This is a genomic window from Nocardioides sp. NPDC004968, assembly GCF_040608935.1.
In the GTDB taxonomy this organism is placed as follows: Bacteria; Actinomycetota; Actinomycetes; order Propionibacteriales; family Nocardioidaceae; genus Nocardioides.
The window spans coordinates 25,872-41,720 of sequence record NZ_JBEXJF010000046.1 but is presented as its reverse complement, the minus strand read 5'-3'; the positions used below and the strand labels follow the sequence as shown (position 1 = coordinate 41,720).

Annotated in this window: 12 protein-coding genes; 7 read left to right on the top strand and 5 right to left on the bottom strand. The window is 70.2% G+C overall.

The genetic code is table 11. The annotated features are described in order from the left end of the window. Positions 1 to 623, top strand: a 623-nt coding sequence (locus tag ABZU72_RS26085) for a DUF222 domain-containing protein (protein ID WP_355021688.1), incomplete at its 5' end; no start/stop codon positions are given. Positions 624 to 1,121: 498 nt separating this feature from the next. Here the strand turns inward: ABZU72_RS26085 and ABZU72_RS26080 are convergent. Continuing rightward, a complete protein-coding gene (locus tag ABZU72_RS26080) occupies positions 1,122 to 3,011 on the bottom strand; it encodes a glycosyltransferase (protein WP_355021687.1) in 1,890 nt (629 codons plus the stop codon). After that, positions 3,008 to 3,775, bottom strand: a complete 768-nt coding sequence (locus ABZU72_RS26075) for a CDP-alcohol phosphatidyltransferase family protein (RefSeq protein ID WP_355021686.1) — start codon at positions 3,773 to 3,775, stop codon at positions 3,008 to 3,010. Before ABZU72_RS26075 ends, ABZU72_RS26080 begins: the two co-directional genes overlap by 4 nt. Positions 3,776 to 3,935: 160 nt before the next feature. Here ABZU72_RS26075 and ABZU72_RS26070 point away from each other — a divergent pair, with 160 nt between their 5' ends. Then, the gene (locus ABZU72_RS26070; protein ID WP_355021685.1) at positions 3,936 to 5,057 is read left to right on the top strand and encodes a glycosyltransferase family 4 protein; all 1,122 of its coding nucleotides are present in this window, start codon (positions 3,936 to 3,938) and stop codon (positions 5,055 to 5,057) included. 2 nt (positions 5,058 to 5,059) lie between these two features. Then, complete coding sequence (locus tag ABZU72_RS26065; RefSeq protein ID WP_355021690.1) at positions 5,060 to 6,535, top strand: lipopolysaccharide biosynthesis protein; 1,476 nt, start codon at positions 5,060 to 5,062, stop codon at positions 6,533 to 6,535. Here ABZU72_RS26065 and ABZU72_RS26060 read toward each other — a convergent pair. Then, positions 6,522 to 7,676: a right-handed parallel beta-helix repeat-containing protein gene (locus tag ABZU72_RS26060; protein WP_355021684.1), complete on the bottom strand. Its 1,155-nt coding sequence runs from the start codon at positions 7,674 to 7,676 to the stop codon at positions 6,522 to 6,524. The genes ABZU72_RS26065 and ABZU72_RS26060 overlap by 14 nt on opposite strands. Before the next feature lie 179 nt (positions 7,677 to 7,855). On the opposite strand from ABZU72_RS26060, the gene ABZU72_RS26055 reads away from it, so the two are divergent. From ABZU72_RS26055 to ABZU72_RS26040, 4 genes are all read left to right on the top strand, one after another. Next, a complete protein-coding gene (locus tag ABZU72_RS26055; protein ID WP_355021683.1) occupies positions 7,856 to 10,150 on the top strand; it encodes a hypothetical protein in 2,295 nt (764 codons plus the stop codon). Positions 10,151 to 10,269: 119 nt separating this feature from the next. Next, complete coding sequence (locus ABZU72_RS26050) at positions 10,270 to 10,893, top strand: hypothetical protein (protein WP_355021682.1); 624 nt, start codon at positions 10,270 to 10,272, stop codon at positions 10,891 to 10,893. Positions 10,894 to 10,905: 12 nt separating this feature from the next. Further along, the gene (locus ABZU72_RS26045; protein WP_355021681.1) at positions 10,906 to 12,552 is read left to right on the top strand and encodes a hypothetical protein; all 1,647 of its coding nucleotides are present in this window, start codon (positions 10,906 to 10,908) and stop codon (positions 12,550 to 12,552) included. Between the two features lie 10 nt (positions 12,553 to 12,562). Beyond that, positions 12,563 to 13,474 carry a glycosyltransferase gene (locus ABZU72_RS26040; RefSeq protein ID WP_355021680.1) on the top strand — a complete coding sequence of 304 codons (912 nt, stop codon included), beginning with the start codon at positions 12,563 to 12,565 and terminating at the stop codon, positions 13,472 to 13,474. On the opposite strand, the gene ABZU72_RS26035 is transcribed toward ABZU72_RS26040, so the two are convergent. After that, the gene (locus tag ABZU72_RS26035; protein WP_355021679.1) at positions 13,450 to 14,469 is read right to left on the bottom strand and encodes an acyltransferase family protein; all 1,020 of its coding nucleotides are present in this window, start codon (positions 14,467 to 14,469) and stop codon (positions 13,450 to 13,452) included. The genes ABZU72_RS26040 and ABZU72_RS26035 overlap by 25 nt on opposite strands. Further along, positions 14,462 to 15,847: a hypothetical protein gene (locus tag ABZU72_RS26030; RefSeq protein WP_355021678.1), complete on the bottom strand. Its 1,386-nt coding sequence runs from the start codon at positions 15,845 to 15,847 to the stop codon at positions 14,462 to 14,464. Before ABZU72_RS26030 ends, ABZU72_RS26035 begins: the two co-directional genes overlap by 8 nt. Positions 15,848 to 15,849 lie beyond the last annotated feature (2 nt).

The following is a 15,849-nucleotide window of genomic DNA, read 5'->3' as shown; positions in this document are numbered from 1 at the left end:
GTGTGTTGCCGACTTCGATGGGGATGCGGTTCAAGCGGCTGGTCGAGGCCTGGGCTCAACCCCGTAAGCAGCAGTTGGTCGGCAAGGGTGCCCCGTTGCCGCCGTGGGAGCGGTTGATGGGCCAGGGTTTCTCACGACTGTTGGAGACCGTCGACCCGGCGGCGTTGCCGCGTCACGGTGGTGACGCGACCACCATCAACGTGGTCATCTCCCTCGAGGAGCTCCGCAAGGACCTCGGCATCGCCACCCTCGGTTACGACGAAACCAACGGCACCACCATTAGTGCGGCCGAAGCCCGGCGGATGGCCTGCAACGCCACCATCATCCCCTGGGTGTTGGGCGGCGACAGTGAGGTCCTCGATGCCGGTCGTGGCAGTCGGTTCTTCCAGCCGATTCAGCGCAAGGCGATGCGGTTGCAGCGGAAGTGCTGCCAGGCCGAGGGTTGTGACATGCCACCGGAGTGGTGCGATGCCCACCATCTAGAACCCTGGGCGGCGGGCGGGAAGACGGATCTGAAGGACGGGGCGTTGTTGTGCCCTCATCATCACCGCTTGGCGCACAACCCGGCTTACGGCCATGAGCGGCTACCGGATGGCACGATCCGGTTCACCCGTCGCCCTTAACTGGCCGTGCCCGTGAATCACTCCACCGGGTCCTGCCCGCCAGACCTGATGACCCCACCGCTGACCGGTCTCAGCGCTCGCTGAAGCCGTCCGTCCTGGTGCCCCACGAGCGTTCTGGCCAGCTCCCTCGACTCCACAATGGCCGCTTCCCTCCTGATGGGGACTTTTCCCCACTGCGGCGAAGGTTCCCCACGCTCCGGAGGGTGGGGAACCTCCACGCCCGTGGGGAACTCTCCGGATCAGTGGGGAACTGATGACCCTGCCGGCACCGAACCCGCCCCGGCCAAGCGACGGCTCCCTTGTGAACGGTTCAGAAGGTCGCGCCCACTGTCATAGGCGCCCACGGGGCACCGGGCGGTCCTTGCACGGCCAACCCACGGCTCAAGCACGCACCCAACTGAATCCGCTGCGGCAAACACCAACCACCTAGCAACAGCCGGCAACCTGCACGCCGACGACGTACAACCTGTCTGATCGCCGGCCCGAAAAAGACGGGACCTACGGGTACAACGAAGCCCGAAACACGGCAGCGTGAAGAGCAGCAGACTCGGGCCACTCCCGAGCCGAAAGATCAGGACGCCCATCGGGCGGGGACGTGGCGACTGCCTTCAGCGCACGCTCCAGGTCCTCGATGGTGATGGTGCCTTCGAAGAGGTGGAGCCAACCTTCGCCTACCTCCTCGGCCAGGCGACGGTTGACCTCGTTGTCGGGGGCCAGGACCGGGGTGTCGAGTGAGAGAGCCAGGAGCAGGGCGCCGGAGTTGTGCATGGCTTTGTAGGGCAGTACGACCAACGTGGCGGCGGCGATCTCGGCGGCCAGGGTGGCGTCGTCGGCGTAGGTGAGGTCGGCACTGATCCGGGCGTCGGCGGCTGCTGCGGCGCGGACCTGATCGGCTAGGGCGGGGTCGGAGGGGGAGCCGACGAGGCGTACGTCCAGGCCTGCCTCGGGACTGTCGGCGACCGCGTCCAGGAGCTGCTCGACGCCCTTGTAGGGCTTGATCAGACCGAAGTAGAGGACCCGTCTCTCGACGGGCTCGACGGGCACGAGCACCGGCTCGAACCAGTCGCGGTAGTGGGCGTGGAGGATCGTCGAGGTCGGTACGTCGAGCGGGGGAGCGGTCTGGTCGGTGAGCCGGATGACGTGCCTGGTGCGGCGCTCGAGGGCGTTGAGGAGCAGGTGGTCCCAGCGGCTCAGGCCGTCGGGTCGGACGAGGTTGTGCCAGGTGCGTACGACCGGGGTCCGGGTCAGCCGGAGACGGGTGATGAACGCGGTGGTGAGCAGGCGGCGGGCGAGTCGGCGCAGCGGGGTGCGTGCCGAGGTCAGCAGCAGCTCGGGCCAGTGCACGTGGAAGACGTCGTAGCGGCCCGCGATCGCCCGGGCGAAGCCGAAGAGCACGACCTCGGTGTCGTCGCGCTGCCCCAGGGTCTCGACGAGCTGGACGATGTAGGGGTTGGTCGTCGCGCGCAGCTCCCGGGCCGACGCCAGGACCCGGACCGGCCGGTCGCGGCGCCCGTCGCGCAGCCCACGGGCGACCGCGGAGACGGGGCGTACCGGGTGCAGGAGCTGTCGTCGGCCACCTCGCATCAGGATCTCGTACGCAGCCCCGGCGGCCCCGCGACGCCAGGCTCGCTGACGCTCCTGGCTGAGCCAGGTCCGCGCGAAGAGGGCGCGGTTGCGGATGTTGAAGTAGTAGTAGGCCGGCGACTTGGCGCGGGAACCCTCCGCGCGCTGGGTGCCGCCGCCTGAGTGGATCGCGGTGGCCCCGTCGATGACGGCGACCCGGCCACCGAGCGCCTGGACCCGGGCGCAGAGGTCGACGTCCTCCCAGTAGAGGAAGTAGCGCTCGTCGAAGCCGGACAGCCGCTCCCACAGCTCACGCGTGACCGCGAAGCAGGCCCCGGTGACCCACGGCAGCGTCTCGGCCTCGGGGTGCTCGGAGCGGCGTCGCCAGGGGCGCATCATCCCGGTGTCGAGGTCGAGATCGAGGCCCGCGGAGGCGACCTCGCCGTCCGGGCCGAGCACGGTCGGCCCGGCGAGCAGGAGTGGCTCGGCCTCGACGGCGGACATGAGGCGTACGGCCGACTCGGTGTCGATCGTGGCATCCGGGTTGAGGAAGAGCAGCACCTCGGCACCTTCGGCCAGTGCGGCCGCGGCGCCCAGGTTGCAGCCGGCTCCGAAGCCGGTGTTGGTGCCGGGGAAGACGCCGGTCCAGCCCTCGCGCTCGCAGAGGGCCCGGACCGCGTCGCGATGGGAATCGGTCGAATGGTTGTCGACGACGACGATCTGCGCGGGCGGGAGCGCGGCGGCGACCTGGGTCGTGTGCCGCTCCAGCAGCGCAGGATCGCCATAGCTGACCACCACGACGGCCAGCCGGGAGAGCTCGCTCACGACGAGACCTCGACCGAGCCGTCGAGCACGCGCAGCTCACGCCACCACTTCCGTAGCGCGATGGCCAGCGCGGCGGCGTTGCAGACGAAGACCATGGCGTAGACCCATGAGAAGACCACCCCGAAGCCGAGCAGCACGAACATCCAGCACTGCGCGCCGTAGTCCATTGGCAGCAGCGCCCACTTGCGCAGCGGGTTCTCGTGGACCGCCGCCGGCGACCCGGCAGGCTCGGTCACAGGGGCCGGGCGCAGCGTCGGCATCAGGATCAGCCCGAAGTACGTCACCACGGCGACCACCTCGAAGCCCAGCGGCACCAGCAGCCAGCCGTCGGTGACCGGACCGAAGCGATACCAGGACACGAGCACCGCCAGATGCAGGCTGGCGGTCTTGAAGCAGTCGATGGTGTGGTCGAGCCACTCACCCGAGCGCGACCCGCCGCCACGCAGCCGGGCGAGCTGCCCGTCGGAGGAGTCGAGCACGTACCCCGCGGCCAGCAGCACCGCGACCAGGATCCCGGTCCACCAGCGCGGCTCGACCAGCGCGAGCACCGCCAGTCCGGCCGCCGAGAGCGTCGCGCTCAGCGCGGTCACCTGGTTGGGGCTCGCGCCGACGGTGTGCGCGGCCGCGGCGACGACCCGGCCGGCGGGCCGGTTGACGAGGCGCGAGTAGGCCGCGGTGTTGAGCGAGGGCTTCTGAGCCTGAGCCAGCGCCTCCAGATGTGCACGGAACCCGGCTGGGGCGCGTTCGGCGCCGGTCGCGGCCATGCTCGATCCTGCTTCGCTCATACGTGGGGGTGAGTGACGTCGGAACCCTAGACGACCCTCCATCGCTCCAGGTCGCCGAGGCCGTCTGCTCCCCAGATCTGGGTAGGACTTTGCCAGGACCTTCGGCCCGGGCCTTGCCGGTGACATACCGTTGCCCATCATGCGTTTGTTGGTCGCCCACCCGTCGCCGGACGTCTACGGTTCCGATCTTCAGCTGGTCGAGACGGTGCGTGGGCTGCACCAGGCGGGACAGCGGGTCACCGTCGTCGTACCCGAGCGCGGACCGCTCCTCCCGCTCCTCGAGGCGGCCGGTGCGAGCGTCGAGGTGATGGCGTTCCCGGTGTTGCGCAAGGCGTATCTCAGTCCCATCGGACTGGTCCGCCTGGCCGCGGCGCTGATGGTCTTCTGGGTCCGTGCGGCGCGGCTGTGGCGACGGGTCCGGCCGAGCCGGGTGCTGGTCAACACCGTGACGATCCCGTGGTGGATCGTCGTCGCGCGCGCGGCCCGCGTCCCCGTGGTCTGCCACGTGCACGAGGCCGAGGACGACCAGCCGAAGCCCGTACGCCTCGCCCTGACCGCTCCGCTCCTGCTGGCCACCCGCGTGGTGGCGAATTCGCGGGCATCCCGCGACGTCCTCACGCACACGGTGAAGGTGCTGGGGCGGCGTACGACCGTCGTCTACAACGGGGTGCCGGGACCGGAGTCCGTGGTGTCGGCGCGCAACCGGATGCCGCACGAGGCGCTGCGGCTTGTGCTGGTCGGGCGGCTCTCGCCGCGCAAGGGGACCGACGTGGCGCTCGAGGCGCTCGCCGAGGTGCGCCGCCGGGGGATCGACGCCCGGCTGCGGGTGTGCGGGTCGGTGTTCGCGGGCTATGAGTGGTTCGAGCAGGAGCTCCGCTCTCGTGCCTCCGACAGCGACCTCGCCGGCAACGTCGAGTTCCTCGGTTACGTCGCCGAGCCCGCCCGCGAGCTCGAGCAGGCCGACGTCGTACTGGTGCCCTCGCGCGTCGAGCCCTTCGGCAACGTCGCGGTCGAGGCGCTGTTCGCCGAGCGGCCGCTGATCGCGAGCCGCGTGCAGGGCCTGGCCGAGATCGTGACCGACGGCGAGACCGGCCTTCTCGTGACCCCGGGCGATGCGACCGACCTCGCCGACGCGATCCAGCGGCTCGCCGCCGACCCCACCCTCGCCGCCGAGCTCGCCTCCGCGGGCCGCAAGGACGCCGAGGAGCGCTTCGGCGCCGAGCGCTACCGCGAGGAGATCGCGGCCGAGGTCCTCGGTTGAGCGTGGAGGACACCGAGCGGCGCGGCCTCGGCAGGAGCGCTGCCCGCGGCGGGATGGTGGTGCTCGGCGGCCAGGGCGTACGCATCCTGGTCCAGATCGCCTCGGTCGTGGTGCTGTCGCGGCTGCTCACGCCGCGCGACTACGGCCTGGTCGCGATGGTGCTCGCGGTGGTCGCGGTCGCCGAGATCTTCCGCGACTTCGGGCTCTCGACCGCCGCGATCCAGGCCAAGGTGCTCACCCGGGCGCAGCAGTCGAACCTGTGGTGGCTCAACACCGCCCTCGGCGTCGGCCTCGCGCTCGTCGTCATCGCGGCCGCCCCGCTCGTCGCCGCCCTCTACGACGAGCCGGCCCTGACGGCCCTCACCTCCGCGATGGCGGGGATGTTCGTCCTCAACGGCATGGGCGCGCAGTATCGCGCCGACCTCACCCGTCGATTGCTCTTCACCAGGCTCGCCGCCGCCACAGTCCTGGCGCCCCTGCTGGCCCTCGGGATCGCAGCGTACGCAGCGGCCAACGGCGCCGGCTACTGGGCCCTCGTCGTCCAGCAGCTGGTCCAAGCCGCTGTCGGCCTGGTGGCCATCGGCGCGTTCGCCGGCTGGCTCCCCGGCCGCCCCCGCCGTGGTGTCGAGATGGGCGGATTCCTGCGTTTCGGCTGGTCGCTGGCGGGTACGCAGCTGATCAACTATGCCGCCAGCAACATCGACTCGGTCCTCATCGGTACCCGCCTAGGCGCCCACGAGCTGGGCACCTACAACCGCGCCTGGCAGCTGCTGATGAACCCGCTGGTCCAGCTGCGCAGCCCCACCACGACGGTCGCACTGCCGGTGCTGAGCCGAATCCGCGACAACCCGGCGCTGACCCAGCGGTTCGTGCAGCGCGGCCAGGTCGCGCTCGGCTACAGCCTCGGCGCCGGGCTCGGCCTGGTCGCGGGCGCCGCGGCCCCGGTCTGTGCGCTCCTGCTCGGTCCGGGCTGGGACGTCGCCGGCATCGTCGCCCTGCTCGCCTGCGCGGGCCTGTTCCAGACGCTGGCCTACGTCGGCTACTGGGTCTATCTATCTCACGGGCTGATCACAGAGCTGCGCCACTACACCCTGGTCGCCTCGGCGTTGAAGGTCCTCTGCGTGCTCGTCGGGGTGCAGTACGGGGTCACCGGGGTAGCGGTCGGCTACGCGACCGCCCATCTCCTGGAGTGGCCGCTGTCGCTGTGGTGGATCTCCCGCCGCACCCAGCTCCGGGTCGGCCCGCTCTATCTCGGTGCCGCCCGCATCCTGGTGGTCGCCGGGGCGGTCGCGGCCGCTGCGTACGCCACCGCCGAGGCCCTTCACGGGCAGCACCCCGCGGTGACGGTGTCGGTCTGCGTGGTGGCCGGGGCCGCGGCGTACGCAATTCTTCTGCTCATCCCGCCGATCCGCCGCGACGTGATGTCGCTGGTGGTGACCGTGAGGGGTGCGCTGGCCCAGAAGGTCAGCCGCGGCTGAGGGCCACCGGGCGGCCGGAGTCGTCCCAGACGTTGCCGGAGTGGCTGACCTTCGTCGAGGACGGGTGGATGATCGCGCAGCCGTCGATCCGCTGGTCGCTGAGGAACCGGTTGTCCCGGATCGCCAGGCCGTCGACCGGGCCTCGACCCTTCTCGGCGATGTTGACGGTGCAGCCGCCTCCGCCGAGGAGGTTGTCGCGGATCGTGACCCCGTTGACGTCCCCGATGCTCTGGGTGATCTGCACGCCGGCGTTGTAGGCGCCGGTCAAGCGATTGCTCGCGATCGTGATGTTGCCGCCGCCGATGATCTGGATCGAGTCGTCGTGGGAGGCACCGCCGCCCTGGTAGGGGTCGCTCTCGAAGTGGTAGTTGTCGTGAAACCAGTTGTCGCGCACGGTCACGTTGCTGCCGGTGATGTGGACCTGGTCGGTGACGTGATGGATCTCGGAGCTCTGGAGCGTGAAGTCGTGGCCGACCACGCCGTTGACGCCCGGTGCGGCGTTCTCGGCCAGCACCTCGACGTTGCTGACGAGCATCCCGCGACCGTTGTCGTTGTTGTTGGAGATCCCAGCGGTCTCCGACCGTGTCGGCACGATCACCCTGGTGTTGCGGATCGTCACGTTCGGCGCCTCGACGTTGATCCGGCCGTGCACCTCGAGCCCGTCGACGACCTTCCCAGGGGTCCTGATGATCAGGTCTCCGCGATGGACGCGCAGCTTCTTCTTCGGAGGTACGCCGGTGTCGCCCGGCCCCGGAGCGCCGCCCGCCGGTGGTGGTGAGCTCAGCGGCTCACCCTCGCGCGGGCCCTGCTCGCCCGGCCGATCGCCGGAGCGGTTCGGCTTCCCCGAGTCCGTGGGCCGCTTCTTCGGCTCCGCGCCGTCGGAGGGCTTGGCCGAGCGCGTCGAGGACGCAGAGGGAGAGACCGAGGGCGAGGGGGACGGCGTCAGCGTCACCGGCCCGCCGAAGTCGTCGGGCGGCAGATCGCCGTAGTTCCTCTCCGCACGCGGCGTGGGCTCCTCGGCGGGGCCGGAGGTCAGCGCGTAGGTCGAGCCCAGCGCGACAACGGTGGCGACCGTGGATATACCGAGAAGGACCCGGGACGGGACAGCCAAGAGACGTACGCCTTCCTGTGGACTCTGCATCCAACTGACGGTGTGGGAGTCTGCCCCCTGAACCACGCAGTTTGCGAGCGTTGGATGCTTACGCCCCCACACATACCCGATTCAGGGGATCGGACGTGCGATTGACGGGCGGATGACCGTGTGTGTCCGCGACACTGCCGTGTCGCGGCCGAGGTGGCCGCCTTGTGCAGGGATGGATGATGACGCGGATTCACGAATGGCGTCTGCTGGCGGCGGGAGCGGTCGCAGCTGTTCTCGGGGTGAGCAGCCTGGTCATGTCGGGAGGGGCGACGGCGGACACGGCTCCGGTCGACCCGGAGCTGCCGGAGACGGTCTCGGCCGACGTACTCCCGACGGTGCAGATCGACGGGGTCGCCTGGAAGCAGGTGATCGTCGGCGACATCGTCTATGTCGGTGGCAGCTTCAGCTCGGCGCGCCCGGCGGGTGCTGCGGCGGGCACCGATGAGACGCCGCGGTCCAACATGCTGGCCTACCGGCTCTCGACCGGCGAGCTGATCCCCGGTTTCGCGCCGAGCTTCAACGGCCAGGTCAAGGACATGGCGCTCTCGCCCGACAAGTCCCTGCTCTACCTCGCCGGCAGCTTCACCCAGGTCAACGGGGTGAACCGCTACCGCGGCGCGGCGATCAACCTGGCCACCGGGGCGCTGACCAGCTTCCGGCCGATCTTCAACTCGACCACCAACGCGGTCGCGGCCACCGCCGACGCGGTCTTCTACGGCGGCGTCTTCACCTCTGCCGACAACACCGCGCGTACGAAGGTGGCCGCCGTCCGGCCCAGCGACACCGGCACCCAGCTGCTCCCGATGAACCCGACCGTCTCCAACGGGTCTGTGCAGGACGTCGTGGTCTCGCCCGACGGTGCCGACATCGTGATCGGCGGCAACTTCACCAAGGTCAACGGCTCCTCCAATCCGGGCTACGGCCTGGCCCGGATCAAGGTCGCGACCGGCGCCTCGATGGCGCTGCCGGTCAACTCTGAGTTCCGCGACGCCGGCACCAACTCCGCGGTCCTCGCCCTGGAGAGCGACGGCGCCAGCTTCTACGGCAGCGGCTACCACTACGGCAGCGGCGGCAACTCCGAGGGCACCTTCAAGGCCGACTGGGCCACGGGCCAGCTGACCTGGCTCGAGGACTGCCACGGCGACACCTACTCGATCTGGCCCACCGACGACGTCGTCTACCAGGCCAGCCACAAGCACTACTGCGGCAACTCCGGCGGCTTCCCGGAGACCAGCCCGCGCAGCTTCCAGCACTCGACGGCGGTCACCCAGGACGTACGCGGCACCAACACCCGCGACATCTACGGCTACCCCGACCACCCCGGGACTCCGCGTCCGGAGTTCCTGGAGTGGTACCCGAAGTGGACCCCCGGCACCTTCACCGGTGCCAACCAGGCGCCCTGGACGGTGACGGCCAACGCCGACTACGTCGTCTACGGCGGCGAGTTCCTGAAGGTCGACGGCGTCGCCCAGCAGGGACTGGTGCGCTTCGCGGTCAACACGATCGCCCCCAACGACGTCGGCCCAGCCCTGTCGGGCGCGGAGTTCGGGCTCACCGCGACCTCTCCGGCCGACGGCCAGGTCCGGCTGACCTGGCCCGGCAACGCCGACAAGGACAACGCGACCGTGACCTACAAGGTCTACCGCGGCTCGACCGACGTCGCGCCGATCCACACCAACGCCGTCACCGCCGCGTTCTGGAAGCAGACCACGCAGAGCTTCCTCGACACCGAGGCACCGCCGGGCTCCACCCAGCGCTACCGCGTCGTCGCCGAGGACGCGTTCGGCAACCAGTCGCCCACCGAGTGGGTCACCGTCGAGGTCGACGGCGAGCCCGTCCCGCCGGCCGAGGGCACCGTCGCCGGGGACACCTTCGAACGTGCCGAGGCGAGCGGCTGGGGGACGGCCGAGACCGGCGGCACCTGGGCCCGCACCGGCACCGCCGGCAACTTCTCGGTCTCCGAGGGCCGCGGCTGGCACTCCGTCACCCCCGGTGGAACCACCGAGTCCCGGCTCGAGGAGGTCTCAGCGACCGATGTCGACGCCACCGTCAGCGTCGCCGCCTCCCGGCTCCCGGACGCGGGTTACGTCTGGTCGATCCTCGGTGCCCGAGTCTCCGGCATCAACCACTACGCCTCACGGCTCCGGTTCAACCCGGACGGCACCGTCGGCCTCCATCTCGTCCGCAGCGGTACCCCGGTCGTCGGCGCCAACGCCGTCCCGGGCCTGAGCGTCACTGGCGGTGACCGGCTGACGGTCCGCCTCCAGGTCACCGGCACCGCACCGGCGACCGTGCGCACCAAGGTGTGGCCGGCCGGCTCCGCGGAGCCGTCGGGCTGGACGTACGAGCTCTCCGACTCGACCCTCGCCAACCAGGTCGCTGGCGGAGTCATGCTGCGCAGCTTCGGCGCCTCGACGATCGGCACCACGCCGGTCAGCGTCGGCTACGACGACCTGAAGGTCATCGAGCCGTAGGAGGCATACCCGATCTTGGGGAGCGCGTGCGCGGATCCCCCCACGGGCGTCCGGCTTGGGCTTTAATCCAACGTCTTTGAATCGATGTCTTTGTCCGACCCGCCCGCGGAAGATCCCCCATGCTCAGTCAAGTCCCGCGCTCGAGGATGTACGTCGCGGCAGCTGTCGCTGCCGTCGTCCTGGTGAGCGTCGCGGTCGTGCTCATCGTGCGCAACCCGTCCGGTCCGGCGAACGCCGGGTCGGACTCGACGGTGGCCGCCGCCCCCTCTCCGACGGCGACCCCGTCGGAGAAGGAGTCCACATCGTCCTCCGACTCGGAGGACGACGAGGCGGGGAAACCGTCGGACGACAACCGCGCGCTCGGTCTCAAGGCCGTGGCGACCACGTCCCCGGGCGTGACGGCCCGGCTGGCCCGGATCGACTCGGTCCAGGCCACGGCGAGTCTGCCCGGCGAGATCGGCGGACCGGCGCTCGCGATCACGGTGAAGGTGAAGAACCAGACCGGGAAGAAGCTCGACCTGGGCCTCGGTGTGGTCAACGCCTACTACGGGCCTGAGCGCACCCCTGCGGTCAGCGTCGCCTCCGACGGCGAGGTGCCGTTCCCGGCCTCGGTCGCGGACGGCGAGTCGGCCAACGGCGTCTACGTCTTCCAGATCCCTGAGGAAGCCCGCCCCGTACGCGTCGAGCTCGATCTGGGCAACGGCGCCGACGTGGTGGTCTTCAAGGGCCGTCCCCAGCGATAACCCTCCCCCCAGATGAGAGATGTGATGAAGCCGATCCTGGCTGTTCTGTTGCTCGTGGCAACGAGCCTGACCCTGGCGACCTCCGTGACCTCCGCATCGGCGGACACCGCGCCGACCGATACCGACCTGCCGAAGACGGTCGCGGCCGACGTACTTCCCACCGTGCAGATCAACGGTGTCGCCTGGAAGCAGGTGATCGTCGGCGACATCGTCTACGTCGGCGGCAGCTTCACCTCCGCTCGCCCGGCGGGTGCGGCGGCCGGCGCCAGCGAGACGGCCCGGTCCAACATGCTGGCCTACCGGCTCTCGACCGGGAAGCTGGTCACCACCTTCGCGCCGAAGTTCAACGGCCAGGTCAAGGACATGGCGCTCTCGCCCGACAAGAAGCTGCTCTACGTCGCGGGCGGCTTCACCCAGATCGACGGCGTCAATCGCTACCGCGGCGCGGCGATCGACCTCGCGACCGGCAAGGTGACGAGCTTCCGGCCGATCTTCAACTCGACCACCAACGCGGTCGCGGCCACGTCCACCGCGGTCTTCTACGGCGGCGTGTTCACCTCTGCCGACAACACGGCACGTACAAAGTTGGCCGCCGTCAAGCCGAGCGACACCGGCACCGGCCTGCTGCCGATGAACCCCAAGCTCGCCGGCGGCAACGTCAACGACATCGTGGTCTCCTCCGACGGCACCAAGATCGTGATCGGCGGGGCGTTCACCAGCGTCAACGGCTCTTCGTCGCCTGGCTATGGGGTGGCGCGGCTCGAGGTCTCCTCGGGCAGCTCGCTGGCGCTGCCGGTCAACACCGAGATCCGGAACGGCGGCGCCGAGGCGGCGATCTTGTCGCTCGAGTCCGACGGCACCAGCTTCTACGGCACCGGCTACGACTACGGCAGCGGTGGCAACTTCGAAGGCTCCTTCAAGGCCGACTGGGCCACCGGCAAGCTGACCTGGCTCGAGGACTGCCACGGCGACACCTACGCCGTCTGGCCGACCGCCGAGACCGTCTACCAAGCCAGCCACAAGCACGGCTGCGATACCTCCGGTGGCTTCCCGGAGACCAAGCCGCGGGCGTGGTACCACGCCACCGCGACCACCCAGGACGTACGTGGCACCAACATCGCCGACGACAAGTACGGCTACGCCGACCACCCCGGCACCCCGCGTCCGGAGTTCCTGGAGTGGTACCCGAAGTGGACCAACGGCACCTACACCAGCGCCAAGCAGTCGACCTGGACCGTGACCGCCAACGCCAGCTACGTGGTGTACGGCGGTGAGTTCCTGAAGGTCAACGGCGTCGCCCAGCAGGGTCTGGTGCGTTTCGCCGTCAAGGACGTCGCACCCAACAAGGTCGGTCCGACGCTGAAGGGCGCCAAGTGGGCCCTGACCGGTTCCTCACCCTCCGCGGGCAAGGCCACGCTGAAGTGGCCTGGCAACCCCGACAAGGACAACGCGACCGTCACCTACAAGCTCTACCGCGGCTCGCTCGACTCCACGCCGATCAAGACCGTGAAGGTCTCGGCCCCGTTCTGGAAGCACACCGCGATGACCTTCACCGACACCGGCCGCACCAGTCGCTCGTCGCAGAAGTACAAGATCGAGGCAGTGGACCCGCTCGGCAACATCTCCCGCTCCGACTGGGTGACGGTCACGATCAAGTGATCCGACTCCGATGACCCGGGCGGTCTGGGTCTGCATGCTCACCTATCGGCGCCCTGAGGGGTTGGCCGGGGCGGTGGGCATGCTCCGGGCCCAGCTCGATCTGGTTCCTGGCGCTCGGCTGCTCGTGGTGGACAACGACGAGCAGCCCAGCGCCGCATCCTCGGTGGCGGAGGCGGCCGGGGGTGACGTACGCGTCGTCTACGTCCACGAGCCCACTCCCGGGATCGCCGCCGCCCGTAACCGGGCGCTGACCGAGGCCGGTCCGGAGGCGGTCGTCGTCTTCATCGACGACGACGAGCAGCCCTCGGAGAAGTGGCTGCCGACTCTGCTCGCTTGTCGGGAGGAGACGGGCGCCGCTGCCGTCGTCGGGCCGGTGCTCTCCACGTTCACCGTCGAGCCGGACCCGTGGATCACCGCGGGCGGATTCTTCCGGCGGTTGCGGCACCCCACTGGCACCGTCGTCACCACCGCGGCGACCAACAACCTCCTGCTCGACATGAGCCAGGTCGGCGAGCTCCGTTTCGATCTCGGCTTCGGCCTCTCCGGTGGCTCCGACACCGTCTTCACCCGCACCCTCTCCGCCGCCGGTGGCCGGATCGTGTGGTGCGACGAGGCTGCCGTCGACGACCTGGTCCCCGCCGACCGCGCGACACCGGAGTGGGTGCGCGCCCGCGCCGCACGCATCGGCAACTCGGACTCCCGCGTCCAGGTCTACCTCGCCCCCTCCAGCCGCCGACCGGTGGCGCGGCTGCGCGCCACCGCCCGCGGCCTCGTCCGCGTCCTGGGCGGATCCGCCCGTCTCGTCGTCGGCCGCCTCACCGGCTCGCTGACCCACCACGCCCGCGGCACCCGCACCCTCCTCCGCGGCCTCGGTATGCTCCGCGGCGCCTGGGGCTCCTACGTGACCGAGTACGCCCGCTGACCCACGCCGGCCGGGCCCTTGGCGGTCCAGCGTGCGACAGGGAAGTCGAAGATGCCGCGGATGCGGCCGGTGATCAGCCGGTCGAGAGCCAGCGCGAGCAGGATCGCGACGAGCGTCAGCAGCGGCACCGCCACCAGCCCGGTCCCCGGTGGCCAGTCGATGTTGCGCTGGGTGAGCAGCGCCGCGGCGGCGGTGATCGGGAAGGCGTGGACGACGTAAATCGGCAGTGTGCGGGTGCCGAGATGGCGTACGAAATCAAGCGCCGGAACGCGGGCGATGATCACCCCGAGCCCGCAGCCGGCGGCCACCGCGAGCAGGCCCAACATCGGGCGTACGAAGATGATCCGGTCGTCGGCGACGTAGAGGAAGAACCCCAAGACCACGACGTACGCCACGCCTGCTCCGACCACGTGAGCCAGCCGCATCCGCGGCACGACCGAGCGCACCGTGGGCGCGGCGCGGGAGGCCAGGACGAAGAAGAACCAGTAGCGGAACGTCTTGTCCCACGGGACGTCGCCGGTGGAGACCAGCCCGGCGGCGAAGACCGCGGAGACGATCAGCGCGGCGCCGACGACGAGCCATGCGGGGAGCCGACGGGTCAGCCATCCTACGAGCGTGAACAGACACAGCGTGTAGAGGAACCAGAGGTAGACGTTGGGCTCGACCAGGATCCGGGCGAGGGACGCGAAGGCGTCGGGCGGCGGATGCGGCAGGAGCCCGCGGAAGATACCGAGGAGCAGGCACCACAGGACGTAGAGGTAGATCAGGTTCAGGCACCGGGTGCGCAGCACCTCCCGCAGCGGCCGGGCGAGCAGCGAGGGAGCGAGGAGGCCGGAGAGGAAGAAGAACAGCGGCATCCGGAACGTGTCGAGGGTGTAGGCAAGCCGCGACCACGGGCCGGCGAGGCCGACCAGGTCGAGGTTGATCACGGCATGGAAGAGCACCACGAGGATGATCGCCACGCCGCGTGCGGAGTCGATCCAGCCTTCACGCACGCTGCGGACCTCCGGCGAGGTAGCGGCGGCGAGCGCGCTGGTTCCGACGGCCCTGGCGTTGCCGTCGCGCCGGCGGCTTCCGTGACATCTGAACGGGCGCAGACGGCGAGGCGGCAGTCTCCTTGCGCTGGAGCAGGAACACCCCGAGCGCGAGCGCGAGCGGGGGAAGCGAGCTGATGATCGGGCCGAAGAAGAGGTTCCAGCCGAGTTGCAGGGCGAGGAAGATGCCGAGCGCGGTGCCGGTGCGGTTGGCCATGCTGCGGCCCAGATAGATGGTGGCGAGCCACAGCAGCCATCCCGCCAGCACCAGTCCGGCGAGCCCGAACCAGATCCACAGGTCGCCGATCAGCGAGTGCACCTCGATCCGGGTGCCGAACATGTAGTGCTCGACGTAGCCGTTGTCGGGGTCGTAGCCCAGAAGAGACATGCCCTGCTTCGCGGCCTGCATGTCGGTCGGCGTGGCCATGACGCCGGCGCCGTAGCCGAGCGGCTCGTGGAGCATCAGCGCGACCGTGGCCCCGATCTCGGGCCGGCCGCCGAGGATGAGCGACCCGGCCGCCTGGGTCTGCTCCTCGGTGCGCTCCTGGGCCGACTGGCCGAGGTAGCCGTCGAGTGCGGCACCCTCCAGCGCTTGGTAGAGCCCGAGCCCCAAGGCCCCCACCAGCACCAGCGAGAGCAGCGCCGAGGTGGTCCGCTTGGCTGTCCTCGGCCGGTGCTGCCACAGCAGCAGCACCGCGGTCATGATCAAGAACGCGCTCATCGACCTGGCTCCGGACAGCGCGGTGACCGCGGTGAGGATCCCGAGGACGGTCATGTCGGCGAGGAGCCGCTTTCGGGGTCGCCGCCGGATGAGCAGGCAGACTCCCAGCAGCAGCATCGTCGCGGGCATCGAGAACCCGAACCGCCACGGGTCCTCGGCGAACCGCGAGCCCATCGTCGCGGTCATGAACGAGCCGAGGGCGTAGAGGCACACCACGACCCCCGGCGACAGCACGCGCTGCGCCCACAGCAGCGCCCCGACGCACATCGCGGCCGAGACGACCGGCAGCAACTCGAACAGCACGCCGGCCTCGGTCGGTGGGTGGGTCGCCGAGCGCCAGGTGGCGAGCGCCAGGGCGGAGAAGAGACAGGCAAGAAGGAGTACGCCGCCCAGGGCCGCACCGCGGTAGCGGCTCGCCTCCCGGATCCAGACCGGCGCCAGGGCCGCACCCATCAGTCCGCCCACGGTCAGTCCACGGACGAGATCGAAGTCGGTCCCGGCGAGGAAGGCGGCCGCCCCCGCCAGGAGAGCGGTCAGCACCTCCCAGCCGGTGCGCTCGGCGCGTCGGGTACGCCCGGTGCGACCGGTGCGGACCCGGACCGCCGTAGCGACGGCCATGC